Annotated in this window: 18 protein-coding genes; 5 read left to right on the forward strand and 13 right to left on the reverse strand. The window is 73.0% G+C overall.

The features are described from left to right. Positions 1 to 8: 8 nt before the first annotated feature. Both AB0I49_RS33010 and AB0I49_RS33015 read right to left on the reverse strand, forming a co-directional pair. The gene (locus AB0I49_RS33010) at positions 9 to 386 is read right to left on the reverse strand and encodes a toxin Doc (RefSeq protein ID WP_363230857.1); all 378 of its coding nucleotides are present in this window, start codon (positions 384 to 386) and stop codon (positions 9 to 11) included. Positions 387 to 390: 4 nt separating this feature from the next. Next, a complete protein-coding gene (locus AB0I49_RS33015) occupies positions 391 to 639 on the reverse strand; it encodes a hypothetical protein (RefSeq protein ID WP_363230858.1) in 249 nt (82 codons plus the stop codon). A 370-nt stretch (positions 640 to 1,009) separates the two neighbouring features. On the opposite strand from AB0I49_RS33015, the gene AB0I49_RS33020 reads away from it, so the two are divergent. Then, a complete protein-coding gene (locus tag AB0I49_RS33020; protein ID WP_363230859.1) occupies positions 1,010 to 3,880 on the forward strand; it encodes a peroxidase family protein in 2,871 nt (956 codons plus the stop codon). A 10-nt stretch (positions 3,881 to 3,890) separates the two neighbouring features. Beyond that, the gene (locus AB0I49_RS33025; protein ID WP_363230860.1) at positions 3,891 to 5,261 is read left to right on the forward strand and encodes a hypothetical protein; all 1,371 of its coding nucleotides are present in this window, start codon (positions 3,891 to 3,893) and stop codon (positions 5,259 to 5,261) included. 56 nt (positions 5,262 to 5,317) lie between these two features. On the opposite strand, the gene AB0I49_RS33030 is transcribed toward AB0I49_RS33025, so the two are convergent. Together AB0I49_RS33030 and AB0I49_RS33035 are read right to left on the reverse strand one after the other, a co-directional pair. Then, a complete protein-coding gene (locus AB0I49_RS33030) occupies positions 5,318 to 5,974 on the reverse strand; it encodes an SGNH/GDSL hydrolase family protein (protein WP_363230861.1) in 657 nt (218 codons plus the stop codon). Between the two features lie 108 nt (positions 5,975 to 6,082). Then, the gene (locus AB0I49_RS33035; RefSeq protein ID WP_363230862.1) at positions 6,083 to 7,630 is read right to left on the reverse strand and encodes an acetolactate synthase large subunit; all 1,548 of its coding nucleotides are present in this window, start codon (positions 7,628 to 7,630) and stop codon (positions 6,083 to 6,085) included. Positions 7,631 to 7,837: 207 nt separating this feature from the next. Between AB0I49_RS33035 and AB0I49_RS33040 the strand changes: the two genes are divergently transcribed. Beyond that, on the forward strand, positions 7,838 to 10,186 hold the full coding sequence (locus tag AB0I49_RS33040; protein ID WP_363230863.1) for a GH92 family glycosyl hydrolase: 2,349 nt from the start codon (positions 7,838 to 7,840) through the stop codon (positions 10,184 to 10,186). Positions 10,187 to 10,276: 90 nt separating this feature from the next. Further along, a complete protein-coding gene (locus AB0I49_RS33045; protein ID WP_363230864.1) occupies positions 10,277 to 11,710 on the forward strand; it encodes an amino acid permease in 1,434 nt (477 codons plus the stop codon). 50 nt (positions 11,711 to 11,760) lie between these two features. Here AB0I49_RS33045 and AB0I49_RS33050 read toward each other — a convergent pair whose 3' ends face one another. Further along, positions 11,761 to 12,654: a DNA-formamidopyrimidine glycosylase family protein gene (locus AB0I49_RS33050; RefSeq protein WP_363230865.1), complete on the reverse strand. Its 894-nt coding sequence runs from the start codon at positions 12,652 to 12,654 to the stop codon at positions 11,761 to 11,763. A 90-nt stretch (positions 12,655 to 12,744) separates the two neighbouring features. Then, positions 12,745 to 13,932, reverse strand: a complete 1,188-nt coding sequence (locus tag AB0I49_RS33055) for an FAD-dependent monooxygenase (protein ID WP_363230866.1) — start codon at positions 13,930 to 13,932, stop codon at positions 12,745 to 12,747. A 157-nt stretch (positions 13,933 to 14,089) separates the two neighbouring features. Between AB0I49_RS33055 and AB0I49_RS33060 the strand changes: the two genes are divergently transcribed. Further along, the gene (locus tag AB0I49_RS33060; protein WP_363230867.1) at positions 14,090 to 14,671 is read left to right on the forward strand and encodes a MarR family winged helix-turn-helix transcriptional regulator; all 582 of its coding nucleotides are present in this window, start codon (positions 14,090 to 14,092) and stop codon (positions 14,669 to 14,671) included. Between the two features lie 45 nt (positions 14,672 to 14,716). Here the strand turns inward: AB0I49_RS33060 and AB0I49_RS33065 are convergent, their stop codons facing one another. The 7 genes from AB0I49_RS33065 to AB0I49_RS33095 form a co-directional block, all read right to left on the reverse strand. Then, positions 14,717 to 16,387 carry a TIGR03767 family metallophosphoesterase gene (locus AB0I49_RS33065; protein WP_363230868.1) on the reverse strand — a complete coding sequence of 557 codons (1,671 nt, stop codon included), beginning with the start codon at positions 16,385 to 16,387 and terminating at the stop codon, positions 14,717 to 14,719. A gap of 376 nt (positions 16,388 to 16,763) precedes the next feature. Then, on the reverse strand, positions 16,764 to 19,319 hold the full coding sequence (locus AB0I49_RS33070) for an excinuclease ABC subunit UvrA (RefSeq protein ID WP_363230869.1): 2,556 nt from the start codon (positions 19,317 to 19,319) through the stop codon (positions 16,764 to 16,766). Between the two features lie 113 nt (positions 19,320 to 19,432). Then, entirely contained in the window at positions 19,433 to 20,203 is a 771-nt protein-coding gene (locus AB0I49_RS33075) for an ATP-binding protein (protein ID WP_363230870.1), read from the reverse strand. A 38-nt stretch (positions 20,204 to 20,241) separates the two neighbouring features. Continuing rightward, the gene (locus AB0I49_RS33080; RefSeq protein ID WP_363230871.1) at positions 20,242 to 20,946 is read right to left on the reverse strand and encodes an SDR family oxidoreductase; all 705 of its coding nucleotides are present in this window, start codon (positions 20,944 to 20,946) and stop codon (positions 20,242 to 20,244) included. Beyond that, a complete protein-coding gene (locus AB0I49_RS33085) occupies positions 20,946 to 21,113 on the reverse strand; it encodes a hypothetical protein (protein WP_363230872.1) in 168 nt (55 codons plus the stop codon). The genes AB0I49_RS33080 and AB0I49_RS33085 overlap by 1 nt, the downstream gene beginning before the upstream one ends. Next, positions 21,113 to 21,823: a hypothetical protein gene (locus AB0I49_RS33090; RefSeq protein ID WP_363230873.1), complete on the reverse strand. Its 711-nt coding sequence runs from the start codon at positions 21,821 to 21,823 to the stop codon at positions 21,113 to 21,115. The genes AB0I49_RS33085 and AB0I49_RS33090 overlap by 1 nt, the downstream gene beginning before the upstream one ends. A 257-nt stretch (positions 21,824 to 22,080) precedes the next feature. Then, positions 22,081 to 23,148, reverse strand: a complete 1,068-nt coding sequence (locus AB0I49_RS33095; protein WP_363230874.1) for an AvrD family protein — start codon at positions 23,146 to 23,148, stop codon at positions 22,081 to 22,083. Positions 23,149 to 23,258 lie beyond the last annotated feature (110 nt).

Genomic DNA, 23,258 nt, shown 5'->3' on the forward strand with positions numbered 1-23,258 from the left:
AGCCCGCGTCACAGCCGCCAGGAGCGGATGCGGTCGGCGGCCGCGAAGACGTCGCTCTCACCGGCCGCCAGTTCCTTGGTGAGCTCGACCAGTTCGCCGTACGGATCGTCGAGCCCTTCGCCCGAGGCGTGCATATAGGAGATGGTGACCGCGCACGCGAACCGCACGTTGTACGCAGGCAGCGGCTTGAGCAGCACGAGGGTGTGCAGGAGCGCCGCCGCGCGCCAGGCGGGGTCGGAGTCGACGCCGAGGCGAGGCGGGTCGACGCGGTGCCGGGCGACGGCGGCGACCAGGGCGGAGAAGTCGGAGATCACGGGCTGGTCGGGGAGCGCGATCTCGTGCTGCGTGAGCAGCCAGCGGACATCGATGTGGAGGATCGGCAGCATGGATTCAGGCGGCCCGGCCGGAGGCGCCGGTGGGACCGTCGTCTATCCCGGCCTCGGCGATGGCGGCCGCGAGGTCGGGGTCGTTGAAGACCCGGCGGAAGACCTCCGCGCCCTCCTTGAGCGCCCGGTGGTGCGCGATGGCATCGGCCGTCGACGCGCGGACGAAGGCCTTCATCGTCATCCCGCGCTCCTGGGCGATCTCCCGGATCTCCTGGAGCTCCTGGTCGGGGAAGTCCACATTCAGGGCTGGCATGGGGCCACCGTACTGCTCAGGTACCCCGGCATCAATAAGTGCAGGTCAGAGATAATATTCATGGGTACTGAGGAGGGCTCCGGGCGGCGGTCCGGAGCGGGCCGGGCCCCGGCGGGCCGGGGCGGACGCGAACACCGGCCATCGGGTGCGGGCCTGGTGTGGCTGCTGGGGTAGGACGTCCCCGTCCGCCCGGCCCCGGCGCCCGCACAGTCGCGCGACCGCCCCCGCCGAGCTGGGACTTCCCGCGGCGGGCCGGGGCCCGGCCGCCCTCCGCCGAGATCCACAAGGAGGCCCGAAACCTCATCTGTGGCAAGCGAATCCGCGCGAGTAGCGTCACTGCCCCCTGCTCCCGCAACGGAGGGCACGTCCCATGGCCGACACCGGGCAGCACGACCACTACGAACACTACGAAGGCGGCAGTCCCGAGGCCGAACGGCTGGTCTTCGAGCGGCTCGCCCGCGAGCTGATGCGTGTACAGCTCAAGAACAAGAAGACGAGCGGGGCCGCGCACCCGCAGCGGGCCTTCCACGCCAAGGCGGTGCTGGGGCTGGAGAACGCGCGGCTGCGGTTCCTCGACGACCTGCCCGCGCCGCTGCGGACGGGCTTCGCCCAGCCCGGCGCCGAGTACCCGGCGCTGGTACGGCTCTCGAATGCGAGCGGCATACCGCAGCACGACGCCACCGGCGACATGCGCGGCGCGGCCGTGCGCGTCGAGGTGTCGGCGGAGGAGAGCCACGACCTGCTGACCACGAACTTCCCCGTGTCGCACGCCCGCGACGCACGGGAGTTCGTGGCCTTCGCCAAGGCCATGGCGGGCGCCGGCAACACGCTCCAGAAGGCGTTCGGGCTGCTGGTGAAGCTGCCGCTGGCGGTGGGGCTGACGGCCGCGAACCGGATGCGGCGCAATGTGCAGGCGGCGACCCGCCGCACGGTGGACAGCCTCGCGCAGGAGACGTACTGGAGCCGCGGCGCCATCCTGTGGGGCGAGGCCGGCCCGGTCCGCTACCAACTGCGCCCGGCCCCCGGCGCGCCGCCCGCGCCGAAGGCGGACCACGCCGACCCCGGCTATCTGCGGCGCGAGCTGGCGCGGCGGCTGACCTCCGGCGACGTCGCCTTCGAGCTGTGCGTGCAGCGGTTCGTGGACGAGCGGCGCACGCCCATCGAGAACGGCGCGGTGGAGTGGAAGGAGAGCGTGGCGGCGGTGGTGCCGGTCGCGGTGCTGACGCTGCCCGCGCAGGACATCGACACCGCCGAGGCCCGGTCGGCGGCGCGGCGCGTCGAGGAGCTGGCGTTCAACCCCTGGTACACCACGGACGAGTTCCGCCCGCTGGGCAACCTGAACCGGGCCCGCAAGGTGGCGTACGAGGCGAGCAGCGCGCACCGGCTGGGGCTGCGGTTCATGACGGTGGAGCCGCGCCGCAACGTGGTGCTCGGGGTTCCCGTACGGGCCGTGTTCCGGCTGGTGAACCGGTTCGTGCCGTGGCACAAGCTGCCGTTGCAGCTGAGCCTGCTCAACCTGGTCGCGCTGCGGCAGGCGCTGCGCCGGTACAACCTGATCGACACGGAGGTCCGCGAGGCGCCGCCGCAGGCCGTGCCCGTACCGCCGCCCGTCGACGAGCAGGCGCGTACGACGCGTACGTACGACGGCACGTCCAACGACCTGTCGGCGCCGACGATGGGCGCGGTCGGCGCGTCCTTCGGCCGCAACCTCAAGCCGGACTACCGCCCGGACCTCTTCGACACCCCGAACCCGGTGACCGTGAGCCGGCAGCTGCTGACCCGCGAGGAGTTCCGGCCGGCGACCTCGCTGAACATCCTCGCCGCGTCCTGGATCCAGTTCCAGGTGCACGACTGGGTGAACCACCGGCGCTACCCGGCGGGCAAGCGGAACGTCGAGGTGGCGCTGCCGCCGGGCAGCCCCGACTGGCACAACACGCCCGGCGGGCCGCCCGAGAACGTGATGCGCTTCGCCGACAACCAGGGCGTCGAGCAGCCCGGCAACCAGCCGCCCATCCTCTTCTCCAACACCGCCTCGCACTGGTGGGACGGGTCCGAGGTGTACGGCGAGAACGAGGAGACGGCGCGCTCCATGCGCGACGCGGACGGCGGCGCCACGCTGCGTCTGGAGGAGGGCCACCTGCCCATCGGCCACGACGGCATCCCGCTCACCGGCTTCAGCGAGAACTGGTGGCTGGGCCTGAGCATGATGCACACCCTCTTCGCCCGCGAGCACAACGCGGTCTGCGGGGCGCTGCGGCACGCCTACCCGACGATGAGCGAGGAGCGGATATACCAGACCGCGCGGCTGGTGGTCTCGGCGCTGATCGCCAAAATCCACACGATCGAGTGGACCCCGGCGATCCTCGCCACCGAGGCCCTGGACATCGGCCTGCACACCAACTGGGAGGGCCCGCCCGACAACTGGCTCAGCAAGCTGGGCCTGTGGCTGCTGGACGCGCACGCCCTGACCGGCATCCCCCGGACGCTGCCGGACCACAACGACGTGCCGTACTCGCTCACCGAGGACTTCGTCACCGTCTACCGGATGCACCCGCTGATCCCGGACGACTTCGAGATGCGCGAGCACCACTTCGGGCAGCGGCTGGAGACGCTGGGCTTCAACGACATCCAGGGCGTCGCGGCCGAGTCCGTGGCCCGCAAGACGGGGCTCACCGACTCGCTGTACTCCTTCGGCATCGCCCACCCCGGCGCGATCACGCTCAACAACTTCCCGCGCGCGCTCCAGCGCTTCGAGCGCGACGGCGAGGTGATCGACCTGTCCGTCGTGGACCTGGTGCGGACCCGGCGGCGCGGCGTGCCGCGGTACAACGACTTCCGGGCCGGGCTGCGCAAGCAGCGCATCCGGCGGTTCGAGGAGCTCAGCGAGGACCCGCAGACGGTGGCGCGCCTCAAGGAGGTGTACAGCTCGGTCGACGAGATCGACACGATGGTCGGGCTGTTCGCCGAGAACCCGCCGACCGGATTCGGGTTCAGCGACACGGCGTTCCGCATCTTCATCCTGATGGCCACCCGGCGGCTGCAGAGCGACCGCTTCCTGACCGTCGACTACCGGCCCGAGGTCTATACGCCGCTGGGCATGGACTGGGTGGAGCAGGGCTCGATGAACTCGGTCATCCTGCGGCACTGCCCGGAGCTGGCGGCCATGCTGCCGCGGCACGGCACCGCCTTCGCCCCCTGGCGGCCGGTCCAGCCGGCGCGGGGCCCCGGCGCCGAGGGCTGAGAGGACGGCGATGAGCACAGCAGCGCACGAAGGGCTGGACGACCTGCTCGTCCGGCCCCTGCTGGAGACCGTGTGGCGGCGGCGTACGCACCGGGTGAGCCGGGGCGCGTCCGTCTCCGCCGGGTCGATGACCTACCACTCCCCCCACGCGCCCGAGCCGCTGGGCGAGCTGGAGGAGGCGGTGCTGATCGCGCTGACCGGCTGCACCGGGCTGACCATGCCGGACCGGCCGTTCGAGGATCCGCGCGACGGCAAGCCGATCATGTCGAAGCCCAACCTCACCATGGCCGGCCGGGCGGCGGGCAGCCCGGACAACGCCCAGGGCACCCACTTCTTCATGATCGACGACAGCGGTACGTACTTCCTGCGCAGGCTGCCGCCCGCGCCGGAGGCGCCGTTCGACGCCGCGCACCTGATCGAGCGGGCCCGCCTCGCGAAGGTCAAGGTGCTCGATTCGCGGCTCGACGTGGCCGAGGGCCTGCGGGACTTCCCCGCCTACCTCGACTCCAACCGGTTCCTGTCGAACCTGCCGGGCAGCACGGTCTTCTTCCCCGTCGTGGACCTCTCGCACCAGTACATCAACGGGCTGATGTACCTCCTGACGCAGCCCGACGGGGCGCGGCCCACGCTGGTCGACGACCGGAACTTCTACCGCCCGGCGGGCGTCAAGAAGTGGGTCAAGAACGGCTTCCTCAACGGCGACCTGAAGCTGCCGTTGGGGGCGCTGGGCCCGCTGCGGACCCAGATCGAGGCGGATCTGCTGCTCCAGAACCTGATGCTCGTCGCGGACGCGATGGGGCTGGGCGCGTGGATCCACGCCTCGATCAACCCGCAGATCGCGCTGGGCGACCCGAAGTTCTCCCGGCTGTACGGGCGGATGCTGGGCTTCTCCTTCGTCACCCCGCGCTGGCGGCTGGCGGACATCTGGCGCTGGCACGTACCGCTGCCCAAGTACGCGAACACCCGGTCCCACCCCGTCGGCCTGGAGCGCGGCGGCGAGCGGCTGATCGAGGCCGCCTGCCCGCCGTACCACGCGTCGATGCCGGCGGCCGTGGACTCGGTGATCCGCTCGAAGTTCGGTCCGGGCGGCACGTACACGGACAAGGACGTCTTCGCCCGGATCTACAAGGAGGACTACGGGCAGCGCTATCTGGCGGAGGCCAGTGAGTACGACGAGCGGGTCGTCGAGTGCACGCGCGACATCTGCTCGTACATCTTCGACACGCACGGCCGGTTCCCCGCCCATACGGACGCGATCCACGTGCCGGGGGTCTGGCTCCAGGCCCACCATGTGGAGCTGGAGTACTACGACCGGTTCTTCAACCAGGGCGTGGCGGACGCGCACCGCAGGCACGCGGGCCTGTGGGAGGGGTCCGGCTGAGCGATCCGCGGAGCGGGCCGGGCCCCGGCGGGGTCCGGCCCTCTTGCCGTGGGCGGCTACAGCAGCGCGGACACCGCGTCGGCCATGGCGCGGCCGAGGACCTCGTTGTTCTCGGCGGTGAAGTGGATGCCGTCCTTGCCGTCGGTGGTGATGAACTCCCCGGCGTCGACGAAGGCCGCGCCCGAGGCGTCCGCCAGGGCGCGGTAGACGCCGGCGAGCCGGGCGGACTTCTCCGCGCCGCCTCTGAAGACCTCGTTGCGCCACGGGCCGGTGAGCTCACCGAGCCGCGGCGGCGCGACGACGAGGGGGCGGGGCGCGGGGTAGCCCGTGCCCACGCCGCCCGCCGAGTGGGCCACCTGCCTCAGCAGCACGGCCATGCCCGTGGCGATGTCGTAGGGCGTGCGGCCGAAGTGCGCCTTCGTGTCGTTGGTGCCGAGCATGATGACGACGAGGTCGAGCGGGAGATGGCTGGCGAGGGCGGACGGCAGGTAGCGGGAGCCGTTGAGCCGGGGGTCGATGGGGTCGTCGGCGGTGGTCGTCCGGCCGCTGAGCCCCTCCTCCACGATCTCGTACCCGTCGCCGAGCGCGCCGGCCATGACCCCCGTCCACCGCTCCTCGAAGGGGTAGCGCCGGGAGAGCTCCCCCTCCGCCACGGGGACCCAGCCCCAGGTGAGCGAGTCCCCGAAGCAGAGAATGCGCTTGGTGTCCGGCATATGGCGGCTCCGATGCTCGGTCCTTCGCCGCGTCGTTCGCGGCCGTACCGAAGAGTACGCACCGGCGGCCTCCGTCCGTACGGGCCGATGCCGAGGGGTTCCCCTCCGTCAGACGACGGGCGGCACCACGCAGTCGATGAGGTACGGGCCGGGGTCGGCGAGGGCGCGTTCGAGCTGGGCGGTGAACTCCTCGGCGGTGGTGGCCTTCGCGGCGGGCACGCCCATGCCGTTGGCGAGGGCCACGAAGTCCAGTTCGGGCCGGGACAGGTCCAGCAGGCCGCGGGCCCGCTCGCCGGCGGCCGCCGCGCCCACCTGCTGGAGCTCCAGGTTGAGGATCGCGTAGGAGCGGTTGTCGAAGATGACGGTGGTGACGTCGAGGTTCTCGCGGGCCTGCGTCCACAGGGCCTGCATCGTGTACATGGCGCTGCCGTCGGACTCCAGGCAGAGCACCGGCCGCCGCGGGCAGGCCACGGCCGCGCCGGTCGCCACGGGCATGCCCTGGCCGATGGCGCCGCCGGTGAGGGTCAGCCAGTCGTGGCGGGGCGCGCCCGCGGTGGCGCCGGGCAGCCAGAGGCCGGAGGTGTTGGACTCGTCCACGACGATCGCGTCCTCGGGGAGCAGCGCGCCGATGGCGTCGGCGGCGGACTCGGCGGTGAGCGGGCCGGTGGGGCGGTCGGGCCTGCGGGCGGCGGCGAGCGCGGGGGCCGCCTCGGGCGCGACCTGGTGCGCCAAGGGCAGCAGCACCGCCGCCGCCTGCTGCGGCGTCGGCGCGAGCGGGTGCACCTGGCACCCCTCCGGCACCAGGTCGCCGGGCTTGCCGGGGTAGGCGAAGAAGGTGACGGGCGAGGCGGCCCCGATGAGGATCAGATGGCGCACGCCGGCGAGCTGGGCGGAGGCGGCGTCGGCGAGGTAGGCGAGCCGCTCGACCTCGGGGGCGCCCGCGCCGCGCTCCAGGCGTGCCGGGAAGGTCTCGCAGAGCAGTTTCGCGCCGGTCGCCCGCGCGATCCGGGCGGCGGCCTCCAGCTCCGCGCCGCGGGTCGCGGCCCCGCCGAGGAGGATGGCGGCGGGCTCGCCGGACGTCAGCGCGGCGGTGACGGCCGCGAAGTCGGAGGGGATGGCTCCGGAGCGCGCGCCGAGTGCGGTGGGCGCGGCCTTGCCGCCCTCCGTCCAGGAGATGTCGGCGGGCACGATCAGCGTGGCGATCTGCCCCTCGGCGGCCGCGGCGACGGCCTCGGCCGCGTCCGTGCCGAGGTCGGCGACGTCGTGGGTGCGGCGCAGCCAGCCGGAGACGCTGCCGGCCAGCGCGTCGATGTCGGACTCCAGCGGGGCGTCGAGGGGCTTGTGGCCCAGCGCGTGGTCGCCGACGAGGTTGACGATGGGGGTACGGGCGCGGCGGGCGTTGTGCAGGTTGGCGAGGCCGTTGGCGAGGCCGGGGCCGAGGTGGAGCAGGGTGCAGGCGGGCCGCTCGGCCATGCGCGCGTAGCCGTCGGCGGCGCCGGTGGCGACGCCTTCGAACAGGCAGAGGACGGGGCGCATTTCCGGGACGTCGTCGAGGGCCGCGACGAAGTGCATCTCCGAGGTGCCGGGGTTGGCGAAGCACACGTCGACGCCTGCGTCGACGAGGCCGCGGATCAGGGTCTGCGCGCCGTTCGGCATGGTGGTCCGCCTCTGTTCACGGTAGGGGAATCGACTGGCAGGGCGTCAGTCTCGTCCCTGTGGGCGGGGCGCGGAAGGACCGGTTCGGACAGGGCCTTCCGGCGGACGCGCGCACCCCGTTGTTTGGCGCGTCCTTGACAGGGCGTACGGGCCGGGCCAGCCTCAGCCCTGACAACGATGTCACCGATCGTGTGAAGGTCGTGAGCGATGAAATGGACCCCACATCCGCGGCGGCGCGCCCGCGCCGCCGCCCTCGCCTGCGCGGCCCTGCTGGGCGGACTCCTGTCCGTACCCGCGCAGGGCGCCGAGACGCACACCACGGGGCGCCTCACCGACTTGGTGAACCCCTTCATCGGTACGCGCAACGAGGGGAACACCTACCCCGGCGCCTCCGTGCCCTTCGGCATGGTGCAGCTCTCCCCCGACACCGGGCACAACACGGGCTACGACTACAAGGACACCCGTATCCGCGGCTTCAGCGCCGTCCACCTCTCGGGCGTCGGCTGCGGCCTCGGCGGCGACCTGCCGACGCTGCCCACCACCGGTGAGGTCACCGAGACCGACTACGCCCGCTACGCCGCCGAGTTCGGCCACGACGACGAGAGCGCCCGCCCCGGCTACTACCGCGTCGGGCTGAAGTCCTACGGCGGCATCACCGCCGAGCTCACCGCCGGCAAGCGCACCGGCCACCAGCGCTACACCTTCCCCGCCACCGACAAGGCCAACGTCCTGCTCAACGCCGGGCAGTCGCTGCACAAGACGGACTCCACCAGCGTGGAGATCCTCGACGCGCGCACCGTGCGCACCGCCATCACCGGACACGGCTTCTGCCAGGGCACCAGGCCGTACACCCTGTACACCGTCACCCGCTTCGACCGGCCCTTCGCCGCCTACGGCACCTGGCGGGACGGGACGGTCACCGCCGGTTCGAAGAGCTCCACCGGCGCCGGGCGCAACGGCGCGTACCTCCGCTTCGACGCCACCCGCGACCGGACGGTGGAGGCCACCACCGCCGTCAGCTATGTCGACGCGGCCGGCGCGCGGCGCAATCTGCGCGCCGAGAGCGGCGGCTTCGACCGTACGGCCCGCGCCGCCGACGCGGCCTGGGAGCGGCGGCTGGCGGGCGTACGGGCCCAGGGCGGCGGCGAGACGCTGCGCCGCACCTTCTACTCCTCCCTCTACCGCTCCTTCCTCGCGCCCAACGTCGGCAGCGACGTGGACGGCCGCTACACCGGCTGGGACCAGAAGATCCACCGCGCCAGAGGGTTCGCCTACTACCAGAACTGGTCCCTGTGGGACACCTACCGCACCCAGGCGCAGCTGCTGGGGCTCCTCGCGCCGCGCGAGGCACGGGACATGGCGCTGTCCGTGCTGCGCGTCGACGCGGAGGGCGGCTGGCTGCCCAAGTGGGGGTACGGCACGGTCGAGACCAACATCATGACCGGCGACCCGGTGACGCCCTACCTCACCAACGCCTATCAGCAGGGGCTGCTGACGGGCCATGAGGAAGAGGCGTACCGGGCGCTCAGGAAGAACGCCGACGGGGTGCCGCCGGCAGACTCCCCCGCCGTGGGCCGGGAGGCCAACGCCCGCTATATCAAGGACGGTTACGTCCCCTACATCGCCGACTGGAAGCACCAGAAGCCCGGCGACTCCGACTTCGACCACGGCGCGTCGGCGACCCTGGAGTACGCGCTGTCGGACGCGATGCTCGCCCGTATGGCCCGCGAGCTCGGGCATCCGGCGGACGCCGCCCGCTACGCGAAGCGCGCCCAGAACTACCGCAACGTCTTCGACCCGGGCACCGGCTTCTTCCGGGCCCGCGACGCGGGCGGCGCGTTCACCGGCCCCGCCGACCCGGCGAAGAGCGTCGGCTTCCACGAGGGCACCGCGTGGCAGTACCAGTGGCTGGTGCCGCAGGACCTGTCCGGCATGGTGTCGCTGATCGGCGGCAAGGACGCCGCCAACAAGCGCCTCGACTCCTTCTTCGCCTACGACAAGCTGCTGAAGGACCCGGCGGGTACGGCGCGCAAGGTGTGGGTCAACGGCCCGTACGACTACTACAACGCCGACAAGTACAACCCGCAGAACGAACCCGACACCATCGCCCCGTACACCTATCTCTCCACCGGCCGGCCCTGGCAGACCACCGACGTGGTGCACGCGGCGCTCACCCTCTTCACCGACGCGCCGGACGGCATGACCGGCAACGACGATCTGGGCACCATGTCGGCGTGGATGGTGCTGTCCGCCATCGGCGTCTACCCCGTGCAGCCCGGCGCCGACGCCTGGGGGCTGTCCACGCCCCTCTTCGACCGCGTCGACCTGCGCCTGGACCGCCGCTGGTACCCGCACGGCCGGTTCACCATCACCGCGCCGGGCACCGACGACCACGACCGGTACATCCGGTCGGTGCGCCTGAACGGCTCGCCGTACGGGAAGACGTACGTACGGACCGAGGACATCCGGCGCGGCCGGTCGCTGTCCTTCGGCGTCGGCTCCGCGCCCTCGGACTGGGGGACTTCGGCATCGGCCGCGCCGCCCGCGGTGAACTGACCTTCCCACGCGGCGCGGTGCGAGATCTTCCGCACGCGTCCGGGCCCGGCCATGATGATCGGCCATCGGCTCCGACGGAGAGGAACGGCCATGGCCGGGCTACGGATGGGACAGGGCGTACTGCGCCGCAAACCGATCGAGCAGATCGAGGAGGGAAAACCGGGCGAGCAGCTCAAACGCTCGCTCGGGCTATGGCAGTTGACGGCGATCGGCGTCGGCGGCCTCATCGGCGCCGGCATCTTCAGCCTCGCGGGCACGATCGCCAACGGCAAGGCGGGGCCCGCCGTGCTCGTGTCGTTCCTGATCGCGGGGGTGGCGAGCGCGGCGGCGGCGCTGTCGTACGCGGAGTTCGCGGGCCTCATCCCGAAGGCGGGGTCCGCCTACACCTATGGTTACGCGGTCCTCGGCGAGCTGGGCGGCTGGTTCATCGGCTGGGATCTGCTGCTGGAGTACACGGCGATCGTCGCGGTGGTGGGGATCGGCATCTCCGGCTATATCAGTTATCTGCTCGGGGAGATGGACGCCGAGCTGCCGCACTGGATGCTGGGCGCCCCCGGCACCGGCGACGGGCACCGGGTCGATCTGTTCGCCGCGTTACTCTGCGTCTTCATCGCCTTTCTGCTGTCGCGCGGCATCAAGAACGCGGCCCGCTTCGAGACGGTCGTCGTCGGGCTGAAGGTCCTGGTGGTGATCTTGATCATCGCGGTGGGCTTCTTCCATATCAAGACCGGCAATTACCGCCCGTTCTTCCCCTTCGGCGTCGGCGGCGCGTTCACGGGCGCGGCGACGGTCTTCTTCGCCGTGTTCGGTTATGACGCGATGTCGACGGTGGCCGAGGAGTCCAAGGACGCCCAGCGCCATATGCCGAAGGCGATCCTCTACTCGCTGGCCATCTCGATGGTGCTGTACGTCCTGGTCTGCCTGGTGCTGACGGGAATGCAGAACTACAAGGACATCGACAAGGAGAGCGGATTCGCCACGGCGTTCAAGTCCGTGGGGCTGAGCGGACTCGCGGACGTCATCGCGGCCGGCGCCATCATCGGCATCCTCACCGTGATGTTCACCTTCATGCTGGGAGTGACCCGTGTGGGCTTCGCCATGAGCCGCGACGGGCTGCTGCCGAAGTGGTTCGCGAAGACGCACCCCAAGCGGCACGTCCCGACACGGGTGACCTGGATCGTCGGCTTCGCGTCGGCGGCGATCGCGGGGTTCCTGCCGATCGGCGAGGCGGCGGAGCTGACGAACATCGGCATTCTGCTCGCCTTCGCGGTGGTGTGCGTCTCGGTGATCGTGCTGCGCTACAAGCAGCCGGAGCTGCCGCGCACGTTCCGCGCGCCGGGCATGCCGGTGGTCCCGCTGATCGGGGTGGCGGCGTCGCTGTGGCTGATCACCTATCTCGCGTGGCAGACGTGGGTGCGCTTCGCGGTGTGGTTCGTGATCGGTCTGGTGGTGTACTTCGGCTACTCCTACAAACGGTCGGTACTGGGCAAGGCGCAGGCGCGGGAACGGGAGGCGGCCGAGTAGGGCGGCGCCCGGTACGCGGCCGGGCGGAGCGGGGCTTCTCCGGCCGGCGGCTATTTGAGCAGCCGGGAGAGCCGCCGGTCCGCGAGCGGCTTGCCGCCCGTCTGACAGGTCGGGCAGTACTGGAGCGAGGAGTCGCGGTACGAGACCTCGCGCACCGTGTCCCCGCAGACCGGGCAGGGCTGCCCGGTCCGGCCGTGCACCCGCATCCCCGCCCGCTTCCCGGCCTTCACGTCGCCCGCCGCGAGGCCGCGCGCCTGCTCGACCGCCCGGTTCAGGGTGTCGACGACCGTCGTGTACAGCGCCCGCGCCTCGTCGTCGGTGAGGTTCGCGGCCGGCTTGAAGGGGGACATGCGGGCAGCGTGCAGGATCTCGTCCGAGTAGGCGTTGCCGATGCCGGCGATGACGCTCTGGTCCCGCAGCACGCCCTTGAGCTGCCGGCGTTCGCCGCGCAGCAGGGCGGCGAACGCCTCGGGGGTGAACTCCGGATCGAGCGGGTCCGGGCCCAGCCGGGCGACGCCCGGCACGTCGGACGGCTCGCGGACGCAGTACACGGCCAGCCGCTTCTGCGTGCCGGCCTCGGTGAGGTCGAAGCCCGCGCCCGGCGCGCCGTCCGGCCCGTCGATGCGCAGCCGCAGGGCGAGCGGGCCCTTGCCGGGACGGGGCGGCGCGGCGGGGAACTCCTCGCGCCAGCGGAGCCACCCCGCGCGGGCCAGATGGATCACCAGGTGCACGGCCGGTCCGTCGGCTCCGCCGTCCGCGGTGAGGTCCAGGAACTTGCCCCGGCGGCGTACGTCGGTGACGGTCCGCCCTTCCAGGGCGCCGAGCGGCGGATCGTACGTCTTGAGGACGCTCACCGCGAGCGGGAGCACCGTGGCGACCGTGCGGCCCTTCAGGTGCTCGCCGAGGTATCCGGCGAGGGCTTCGACTTCCGGGAGCTCCGGCATGTGCACCAGTGTGCCGCAGCGCTCACGTGCGGCAACTCGGCGCCGGGCGCTGTCGCGGGCCTCCCGTCCGGCCTGCGGGGCCCGCCCGGCTCAGCCGGCCTTCTCGTCCCAGTCGATGCGGTAGTCGCGGATCCAGTCGGAGCCGCCCCGGCCCTCGTCGCGGTCGAGGGCCCGCGCGGTGCGCGCGTCGCGGGTGCGCTCGGGCACCGCCTGCGGATCGCGAGCGGCGAGGCGTCCGCTCATGGCCACGATCCGCTCGACGCGCTCGCGGCGCAGCCGTTCGTAGGCGGCGAACGCCCGCGGGGTGTCCGGCAGGTCGCGCAGGCACTGGGCGAGGACGACGGCGTCCTCGATGGCCAGGGAGGCGCCCTGCGCGGCGTTGGGCGCGGTGGCGTGGGCGGCGTCGCCGATGATGACCATGGAGCGGCTGTGCCAGACGGGGGTGGAGGGGATGTCGTAGGTGTTGGAGGCGACGATGTCCGGGCCGGTGGCCGCGACGATCCCCGCGGCGGCCGTGTCGTCCCCGGCGAAGACGTCGGCGACGCGCTGCCGCCACTGGTCGGGGGTGACGGCGGCGAGCCCGTCGCGCGAGAGCTCCTGGCCGGGGATGTTGGCGAACCAGTAGGTCGGGCCGCCGGGCGCCGTGGTGCAGCCGAAGACCGCCCGGTCCCCCAGGATCATGCGGTACGTGCCGGGCGGCGCGGCCTCGGGGTGGTGCGCCAGGCGGCCGCAGACGGTGCTCTGGCCCGCGTGCCGGGGGCCGGGCGCGGCCGCGTCCAGCAGCGTGCGGGTGCGGGAGTGCAGCCCATCGGCGCCGATGAGCAGGTCGCCCTCGGCCCGGCTGCCGTCGTCGAAGACCGCCGCGACGCCGCCGCTCGCCGTCGTGGCGGCGTCCACGAGGCGCTTGCCGTACTCGACGGGTATCGACTGCCGCTCCGCCTCGTCGCTCAGGGCGCGGTGCAGGTCGGCCCTGGTCATGGTGCGCGGGGCGAGGCCGCCTTCCCCTGAGCCCCGCAGGGGGCGCCGGCCGAGCCGCTCGCCCGTCCGGCTGTAGAACTCGACGCTTTCGGCCGGAAAGGAACGGTCCGCCACGGGCGCGAGGGCGTCCGCGCTGCGCAGCGCGGCGAGCCCGTTGGCGAAGAGCATGAGGAAGGCCCCCACGTCGTCGGCGCCTCGCGGGTACGCCTCGTAGACCGTGGAGTCGATGCCTGCCTTGCGCAGCGCCAGTGCGGCCACGGGGCCGGCGACACCGCCTCCGATGATCAGTGCGCGGGTCATGGACGGGTGTCCCCCTCGTGTCGTGACGGCGTCGTCGGGCCGGTCGTGCCAGGTCGCGGGCGTGGCGCGCGGTGTCGGCAGTATGTCACGGGGCGACGATTTGGTTGAACCTAGAAGCACCTTGCGGCGGATCACCGAACATGTTGAACTTCACGCCATGGCTTACCAGTTGACCCCTGAAGACGGCCCGGACGGCCGCACCGGCGGCCCCGCCGCGAGCGCGCCGACCGTAGACGACGACCTCAAGGCGCTGACGCGCCTGATGGCCCGTTTCCTGCGGCGCGCACGCGATCCGGACGAGGACGTACCCGAGGAGCTGCGCGCCCTCCTCTCCGGCGCCGGGCTCGCCAACCGCCATCTGGCGCCGCTGGTCTCGCTCGCGCTGGAGGGCCCGGCGTCCGTCGGGGAACTGGCCGAGCGGATGGCCCTCGGCGCGACCACCACCAGCCAGCTCGTCAACGAGCTCTGCCGCGGCGGGCTCGTGCGCCGCACGGAGGACGAGCGCGACCGGCGGCGGACGATCGTCAGCGTCGAGGAGCCGCACCGCCCCCTCGTCGAGCGCTGCGCCCGCGCCCGCGTGGAGCCGCTGCGCCAGGCGCTCGGCCTCCTCGCGCCCGCGGCCCGCCGCGACTTCCTCCGCAGCTGGCGGGTGATGGTCGACGTCTGCGAGGGGCGGCCCGTATCCGCGCCGGACGCGCTGGAGGAGACCACTGAAGCGACGGTGCCGCAACGCCCCTGACCGTGAACACTCATGACGTACAGTCAGGGGCTGCGGGTGCGCGGGTCAGCGGCGGGGCAGCAGCAGTTCGGTGTTGCGGTCGCTGGGATCGCCCGCGAGAGTGGCGTCGGCGCCGGGCGCGTTGAACCCCAACTCCCGGTAGAGGGAGGCCAGACCGGTGCGGGAGAGGTCCTCGAAGTCGGTGCGGTAGGGGGCGGCCGACTCGATGAGGGTGGTGAAGAGGGAGAGGGTGCCGTCCCGGTTGTCCGTGATCTCGATGGCGCGGGCCAGCTGCGGGTAGTCCACGTGCGAGGCGGTGCAGATCTCCCAGAAGGTGCCGCGCGGCCTGATCCGGTTGCGGTGGCTGTGGCCGTTGATCCAGGCCAGGACGTTGCTGTGGCGCTGGAGGACCGAGATCAGCTCCGCGCCGCCGTGCCGCTTCTCGCCCGGGCGGGCGGGGTCCGGGGTGAAGTTGTCCATGCTCCAGCTGGCGTGGTGGCTGAAGACCAGCGCGTACTCATCCCTGTGCCGCCTCAGCACCCGCTCCAGCCACCGCAGTTGCGAGGTTCCGAGCGAGCCCTGGTAGTGGCCGCCGGGGTCCGTCGAGTCCAGGCTGACGCCGATGACGTCGTCGGAGACGCGGAAGGTGTAGTAGAGGTCGCCGGATTCGAGGTTCTCGCGGGTGTAGCCGTGGCCGAGGGGTCCGCGGCCGCGGTGGCGGGGGTCGAGGTGCGCGGCCGCGTACTGACGGGCGGTCAGCGGCGCCCGGCGCTCGTCCGGGGTGACCGTCCGCATCTCGGCGCGGTGCTCGCGCAGCACCGCCCTGATCCGGTCGCCCTTGGGGTCGACGCCCTTCGCCTCCCCCTCCATCAGCCACTTGGCCTGCTCGGCGGGGATGATCTGGAGCTTCTTCGAGCCGACGGCGACGTCCCCGATCCAGGTTCCGGCGGCCGGGTAGCAGCCGCCGGAGAGCAGGTCGTGGTTGCCGAAGGTGGAGTACCAGGGGATGTTCAGCCCCGGGCTGCTCAGCCTCCGCATGGCGGCGTCGAGGTAGCCGTCGATGCGCGGGTAGCCGACCTGCTTGTCCTGGTCGCGCAGGTCACGCTCGGGGTGCCAGTACAGCGGCAGCCCGCTGTCCTGCACGCCTTCGTAGCCGTCCGGGTCACCGGTGTTGGGATCGAGCCGGCCGCCGCTCAGGGCGGTCAGGAACCACTCGACCTCGATCCGCGCGTTCTCGTCGCCGTTGTCCCCGGTGGTGATGACGAAGGCGAACGGCTCCCCGGTCTCCGGGCCGCGGCGCAGCGCGTTGACGCGCTCGACGAGGGAGACCACGCCGGGCAGGGTCAGCGCCTCGTGCGGCCGCCAGGCTCCGGGGCCGCCGGCCCGGAAGAACTCGTAGCGCAGCGGGTGCTGCACGTCGGTGAGGTGGATGTCGGTGAACTGCACGAAGGAGGCGAGCGTGGTGCGCCGCTCGGTGCGGCCCCGCTTGGTCGTGGCCAGGTCGGAGCGGAGCAGCCGGGGCCAGCCGGGGCCGTCGCCGAGCCGCCGGTAGCCGCCGGCGCCGCGGGGCGCGGCGACGGATGCGAGGGTGGTGCCGTGGCCGGTGGGCGCGGCGGCGGCCGCGCCGCCCGCCATGCCGAGGCCGCCGACGGCGGCAGCCCCGGTCGCGGCCGCGGCGGCGGCGAGGAACGTGCGGCGGTCGAGGCCCGAGGCGGGTCTGTGGGATCTGCTGGACATGCGCGGTCTCCCCACTGTGACGGTTGGCGGCGTACGCACGCCGCTGACGGCCCGTCGGCGCCGCGGGCGGTCTCGCGGCGCCGGGCGGATCGCCGGACGGATCACGGACGCGACAGGTCACCAGGATCAAGGAGGCGGTGCGCCGTCGCCTTGCGGGATTCCGTACCGGGCTCGGGGAGCCGCCCCTTCCGGCTCCGCGGTCCCGGCCCGAGCCGGGCGACGGTGTGCACGGCGCCGGGCGGGGCGCCGGGCGGCGCCTCGGCGGGCGCCGCCGCCGACCGCACAGCAGCCTAAGTGACCCGTGGGGCCGCCGGTAGGGCGCGTGCGGGCGGGCGCGGCGGTGCCCCGGTGGCCGGGCGGCCCACCCGGACGGCCGTCAGCCGTTCGTACCCGTCCCCGGCAGCGCCGCCCGCAGGTAGCAGGCCGTCAGGCTCTCTTCCGCACGGGCGACTTCCTCCGGGGTGCCGGCCGCGACGACGCGGCCGCCCGCCGCGCCGCCGCCGGGCCCCATGTCGATGACCCGGTCGGCCCCGGCGACGACGGCCATGTCGTGCTCGACGACCACGACGGAGTTGCCCGCGTCCACGAGCCCGTGCAGCTGGCGCAGGAGCAGTTCGGTGTCGGCGGGGTGCAGTCCGGTGGTGGGCTCGTCGAGCACGTACAGGGTGTGGCCGCGGTGCGTGCGCTGGAGTTCGGCGGCGAGCTTGATGCGCTGGGCCTCGCCGCCGGACAGCTCGGTGGCGGGCTGGCCGAGCCGCAGGTAGCCCAGGCCCACGTCGCGCAGGGTGGCGAGGCCGCGCAGCGCGGCGGGCACGTCGGCGAGGAAGCCGGCCGCCGCGTCGACGGTCATGCCGAGCACGTCGGCGATGGTGGCGCCCCGGTAGGTGATCTCCAGCGTCTCGGGGTTGTAGCGCGCGCCGTGGCAGGCGGTGCAGGGGGCGTAGGTGCCGGGCAGGAAGAGGAGTTCCACGGCGACGAAGCCCTCGCCCTGGCAGGTATCGCAGCGGCCGGCGGGCACGTTGAAGGAGAACCGGCCGGCGGTGTAGCCGCGGGCGCGGGCCTCGTCGGTCGCGGCGAACACCTTCCGGACGGCGTCGAAGAGCCCGGTGTAGGTGGCGAGGTTGGAGCGCGGGGTGCGCCCGATGGGCTTCTGGTCCACGCGCACCAGCCGGTCGATCGCCTCCAGCCCCTTGGCCCGCACCTCGTACGGCCCGTCGGCTCCGGCGGCCGGCTCGTCGCCCGTATCGGCGGCGTCAGCGGTGTCTGCGGTCTCCGCGCTCTCGCCGCCCAGGTGCTCGGCGACGGCGTCCGCGAGGACCTGGCTGATCAGCGTCGACTTGCCGGAGCCGGAGACCCCGGTGACGGCGGTGAAGACGCCGAGCGGGATGTCGGCGTCGAGGTCGCGCAGGTTGTGCCGGGTGACGCCGTGCAGCCGCACCGCGCCCGTGGGGGTGCGGCGGGCGGGCGCGCCGGGGCCCGGCGCGCCGGTGTCCGGGAAGACGAAGCGGCGGGTCGCCGACTCGGCGACGTCGGCGAGCCCGGCCACGGGGCCGCTGTAGAGCACCTGCCCGCCGTGTTCCCCGGCGTGCGGCCCGACGTCCACGATCCAGTCGGCGCGGCGTACGACGTCCATGTGGTGCTCGACGACGAAGAGGGAGTTCCCGGCGGCCTTGAGCCGGTCCAGGACGGTGAGCAGGGCCGCGCTGTCGGCGGGGTGCAGCCCGGCGGAGGGCTCGTCCAGCACGTACACGACGCCGAAGAGCCCGGAGCGCAGCTGGGTGGCGAGCCGGAGGCGCTGGAGTTCGCCGGCGGACAGGGTGGGGGTGGGCCGGTCCGTGCTCAGATAGCCGAGGCCGAGTTCGGTGAGCACCTCGACGCGGGCGACGAGGTCCGCGGCGAGCAGCGCGGCGGGGCTCTCGTCGGCCCTGGCCGCGGCGGGCCGCAGCAGGTCGCCGAGCGCGCTCAGCGGCAGGGCCGCGGCGTCGGCGATGTCGCGGCCCGCGAACGTGACGGCGAGCGCCTCGGGCCGCAGCCGCCGCCCATGGCAGCCGGGGCACGCTCCGCTGACCAGGTACCGCTGGACGCGCGCCCGCAGCGTGCTGCTCTTGGAGTCGGCGAAGGTGTGCAGCACATAGCGCCGGGCGCTCATGTACGTGCCCTGGTACGGACGGTGGATGCGGCCCGCGTCGCGCACGGGGTGGACGGTGACGACGGGCTGCTCGTCGGTGAACAGGATCCAGTCCCGGTCGGCCCGCGGCAGCTCGCGCCAGGGGCGGTCGATGTCGTGGCCGAGTGCGGCGAGGATGTCCCGCAGGTTCTTGCCCTGCCAGGCGCCGGGCCACGCGGCGACGGCGCCCTCGCGGATGGAGAGATGCGGGTCGGGTACGAGGGAGTCCTCGGTGACCCGGTGGACGCGGCCGAGGCCGTGGCACTCGGGGCAGGCCCCGGCGGCGGTGTTGGGCGAGAAGGCGTCCGAGTCGAGCCGCGGCGCGCCGTCGGGGTAGTCGCCCGCGCGGGAGTAGAGCATCCGCAGCGAGTTGGAGAGGGTGGTGACGGTGCCGACGGAGGACCGGGAGGTGGGCGCGGAGCGGCGCTGTTCCAGGGCGACGGCCGGCGGCAGCCCGGAGATCTCCTCGACCTTGGGCGCGCCGACCTGGTGGATGAGCCGGCGCGCGTACGGGGCGACGGACTCGAAGTAGCGGCGCTGGGCCTCCGCGTACACGGTGCCGAAGGCCAGCGAGCTCTTGCCGGAGCCGGAGACCCCGGTGAAGACGACGAGCGCGTCGCGCGGGATGTCGACGTCCACGGACCGCAGATTGTGCTCGCGGGCGCCGCGGACGCGTACGTACGGGTCGTGGGCGGCGTCGCGGCCGTACGGATGGTGCGCGGCGGCGTCGCCACGCGGGTGCGCCGGGCCTGCCGGGTCGTTCATCGAGGTCGTCTCCGCTGGTCGGCGCTGTGTCTCGCTCGCCGATCTTAGGTGCGGAGGCCCCTTGGACGCCCGGCGGGCCCGCCGCCCGGATCAGTACCGCGCCGCCCGGGTCGTCAGTAGCGCAGCGCGTACGAGACGCGCCGCCGCCAGGACGTGGAGCGCCGGGCGCTGTGGTGGCGGGCGTCGGCCTCCAGGACCTCGTTGGCCTCGCGGACCCGCTCCTGCGCGATCTCGACGGCCTCGTCGAGCGGCATGACCAGCGGCAGGTCGAAGAGGTCGACGATGCGCCGGACCCGCTCGGTGACGGTGCCGCCCACCACGTGGTAGGGGATCTCCATTTCCTCCAGGGTCGCGATGAGCAGTTCGTCCGACATCTTGCGGAACGGCTCGGAGACCGGCCGGTGCCCGTCGGCCTTCATCTCGAACTCCACGGGCAGGTGCACATAGGCGTCGTAGATCCGCTTGGCGCGGGCCTTGGTGATCTGCCCGTAGGCGTTCATGTAGTCGCGGTAGAAGCGCTTGACGGGCAGCCCGGCGACGTTCTTCAGCGCCTTGGCGAAGAAGCCCGCGCCGGGGTTGATGCCGACGCGCATCCGCGCCTCGCCGTAGATCCATTCGTGGATCACCGAGCCGTCGGAGACGAAGGAGCCGGGCAGCGCCTCGTTGTGGATGCGCTCCTCCAGGCGGCGCAGGCCGAGCGCCATCAGCTCCGCCGCCGACAGCTCCTGCACCTGCTTGCCGGGCACGAGGTCCAGCAGGATCTCGCGGGAGGTCATCGCGTGGGTGCGCGGGATGCCGGTGGCGACCGAGACCGCCTCAGTGGTGGTGCTCTTGCCGCTGGAGTACGTGCCGGAGATGGCGAGGTGGATGACGCGGTCTTCCATGGTCGGTGCCGTTCCTTCCGTGAGGTGGTGGTCCGTGGTCATCCGCCGAGCCCCAGTCCCCCGCTGACCGGCAGGACGGCCCCGGTGACGTACCGCCCGGACTCCCCCGTCAGATAGCGCACGGCCGCCGCGACGTCCTCGGTGGTGCCGGGGCGGCCGAGCGGGGTGATGCGGGCCAGCTCCGCGCGGCGGCGGTCGGTGACGCCCCGGCCCATCTCGGTGTCGATGAGGCCGGGCGCGACGAGGTTGACGGTGATGTTGCGGGGCCCCAGCTCCCAGGCCAGGGAGCGGGCGAGGCCGAGCAGCCCCGCCTTGGACGCGCCGTAGTTGGCCTGGCCGGGCGCGCCGAAGGCGTACACCATCGACGACATGAGGACGATGCGGCCCCAGCGGGCGCGGACCATGGAGCGGGCCGCGCGCCGCACGACGCGGTAGGCGCCGCCGAGGTTGGTGTCGACGACGTCGAGGAAGTCCCGCTCGGCCATCCGCAGGAAGGGCATGTCGCGGGTGATGCCCGCGTTGGCGACGAGCACCTCCACGGGCCCCTGCGCGGCCTCCACCTCGGTGAAGGCCGCGTCCACGCTGTCGGGGTCGGTCATCTCGGCCCGTACGCCGAACAGGCCGTCGGGCGGCGCGTCGCCGCGGTGGGTGACGGCGACGTGCTCGCCGTCGTCCCGCAGAGCGCGGGCCACGGCGAGCCCGATGCCGCGGTTGCCGCCGGTGACGAGCACGGAGCGCGGCATCACAGGTCGCCCCCTTCGGGTTCGGCGCCGCCCGGCCGGGGCCCGCTGTCCGGGTCCGGCCGGGTGCGGGCCAGTCCGGCGAAGGCCATGGTGGCGATGGCCGCGCCGAGTTCGTCGCGGCTGAGCAGCGCGAAGGCGTCGGCCGCGGTCCGTTCCTGATCGTTCATCAGCAGGCCACCGCCGCACCGCTGTACCGCGCCGTCGGCCCCTCGTACTGCGCGGTCCGGTCTCCGAAGATGTGCCGGACCGCCGCCGACAGCCGTGCCGGCGTGAGCGCCCCGGGGAGCAGCCGGCGCGCGAACCGCACCTGGGGCGCGGCCTGTTGGTGCTGCGGCCGGGGTTCCTCCAGGAGCAGCGGCGGGAGCAGCGCGGTCGGTGTGCGGGCGAGGGTCTCGTCGCTCTCGGCGAGGAAGGCGGCGGCGCGGGCCCGAACGGGCTCGGGCAGCCAGTCGAGGAACGGCACCCGCACCTCGATGATCTCGCCGTGCTCGGCGCACCGGCCGAACTCCGCGCACGGAGTCCCGGAGGCGGCCAGTTCCGTTCCCCGGCGCGTACGGGCGGTCCCGGCCGCTTCCGCGGCTCCGTCCGTTCCGGTCCGGGCGAGGGTGTGGGCGCCGGTCAGCGCGGCCCGCACGGAGTACGGCGCGCGGTCCCATTCCTCGCGCAGTACGGGCACGGTGTCGCGGGCCTCGTCGAGGACGACGAGGAGCGGCGAACCGCTGTCGATGTGTTCGGCCAGCAGAGTGCGGAGCGTCTGTTCCGGCCAGATTCCGTCGGGCGCCCACTCCCCGTGTTCCGCGGCGCGCCAGCTGATCCGGCCGGGTCCTTCGAATACGACGAGCGCTTCACCGAAGCGCGTCATCGGTGTTCCGTTCATGAATGCAGTTCCCCGTTATCGACTCTTCGCAGAGTTGTCGACTCATTACGGCGCCGCGGGCTCCACTCGGAGCCGTCGGCCCGAAGCGGAGCGTCGGCCCGATGCAGGTCTGTCGACCCGGTGCGGAGCCGTCGGCCCGATGCAGGGCTGTCGGCCCGCAGCGGAGTCGTCGCCTCGGTGCGCCGTTGGTTTGGGTGCGGCCCGTAGCGTGCGGCGGCCGTCCGAGGGACGGTCGCCGCACGACGGCTGCCGGCCGCTCAGGCGGCGGCGAGCATGGGCAGCTGATGCGCGATGGAGCACCGGCCGTAGATGCCGGAGAAGTCGTCGACCGCGAGGTCGGCGACCCGCCAGGTGTCGTCGCCGAGCCCGAGCAGCCGGGTCCGGGTGACGTACGCCTTGGCCTCGATCGGGCCCGCCATGGGCCGCAGCGGGCTGTGCGCGCCGACCACCGTGCGCCGCATCCACAGCGTGTTGCTGCGGCCGCGGTCCACGCCGTCCTGCACGTACAGCAGCGCCTGCGCGAGCTGGGCGACGCACACCAGCGTGTCGACGAGCGACACCGACGGCGCGTACGCGGCCTCGGCGCCCCGCGCCTCGTGCAGCCGCTCGACGCTCGGCACGACGAACTGCCGGGCGTTGACCTGCTGTGCGGCGAGATCGACGCTGACGCCGTCGGCGTGGTGGCTGTGCGCCTTGTAGCCCGCTCCGTAGTGCCGGGTGCGGGCGGCGCCGAGCGCCTCCTCGTCCGTCTCGTAGCGCGCCGGACCGCGCGGCCCGGCGCCCTCCGCCTCGTGCACGAAGTCGCAGCGCACCTTCAACTCCCCGATGCGGCAGTCGTAGACGCTGCTGACCGGCGCTTCCGGACCGGCCCCGCTCCCCGCGCCGCCGCTTCCCCCGCCGCCGTTCGCCGGGCCGGCGGGCGCGGTGCGCGCGAGCCGGGCCGTGACGGCGAAGTCCGTGAGGTCCTCGTGCGGCCGGCTGCCGGCCCGGATGTCCGCGCTCCGCAGCCAGGTGCGGCGACGCTGCTCCTCGTCCAGCCCGTACGCGCCGTTCAGGTGGATCTCGGCGAGCGAGGCCGCGAGCACGAGCGCGTCGATGCTGCTGAGGTGCGGCCGCAGTTCGCGGCCCGCGGCCTTGCGGGACCAGTCGGCCGGATAGGTGAGCGTGGCGCGGGCGTCGGCGCCCGCGCCGGGCTCGGTGAGCCCGTCCGCCTCGATGTGGTGCAACTGCTGCCCGACTCGCTTGTATCCCGTGCCGAAGAACCTCGCGCCTCGCGGCCCGAGGCAGGCGTCGAGCGAGTCGAAAACCAACCTTTCTTCACTCATCCCCGTTTTCCTTCCCCCGTGGTGACTCACCATGAGGCTAGCACCGGGAAAACATCAACAGGGCCCTTGTGAAGAGGCTCACTTCAACTAATTCAAGTCAACCAAAATAC

It is taken from the genome of Streptomyces sp. NPDC050617, from assembly GCF_040654795.1.
Classification (GTDB): domain Bacteria; phylum Actinomycetota; class Actinomycetes; order Streptomycetales; family Streptomycetaceae; genus Streptomyces.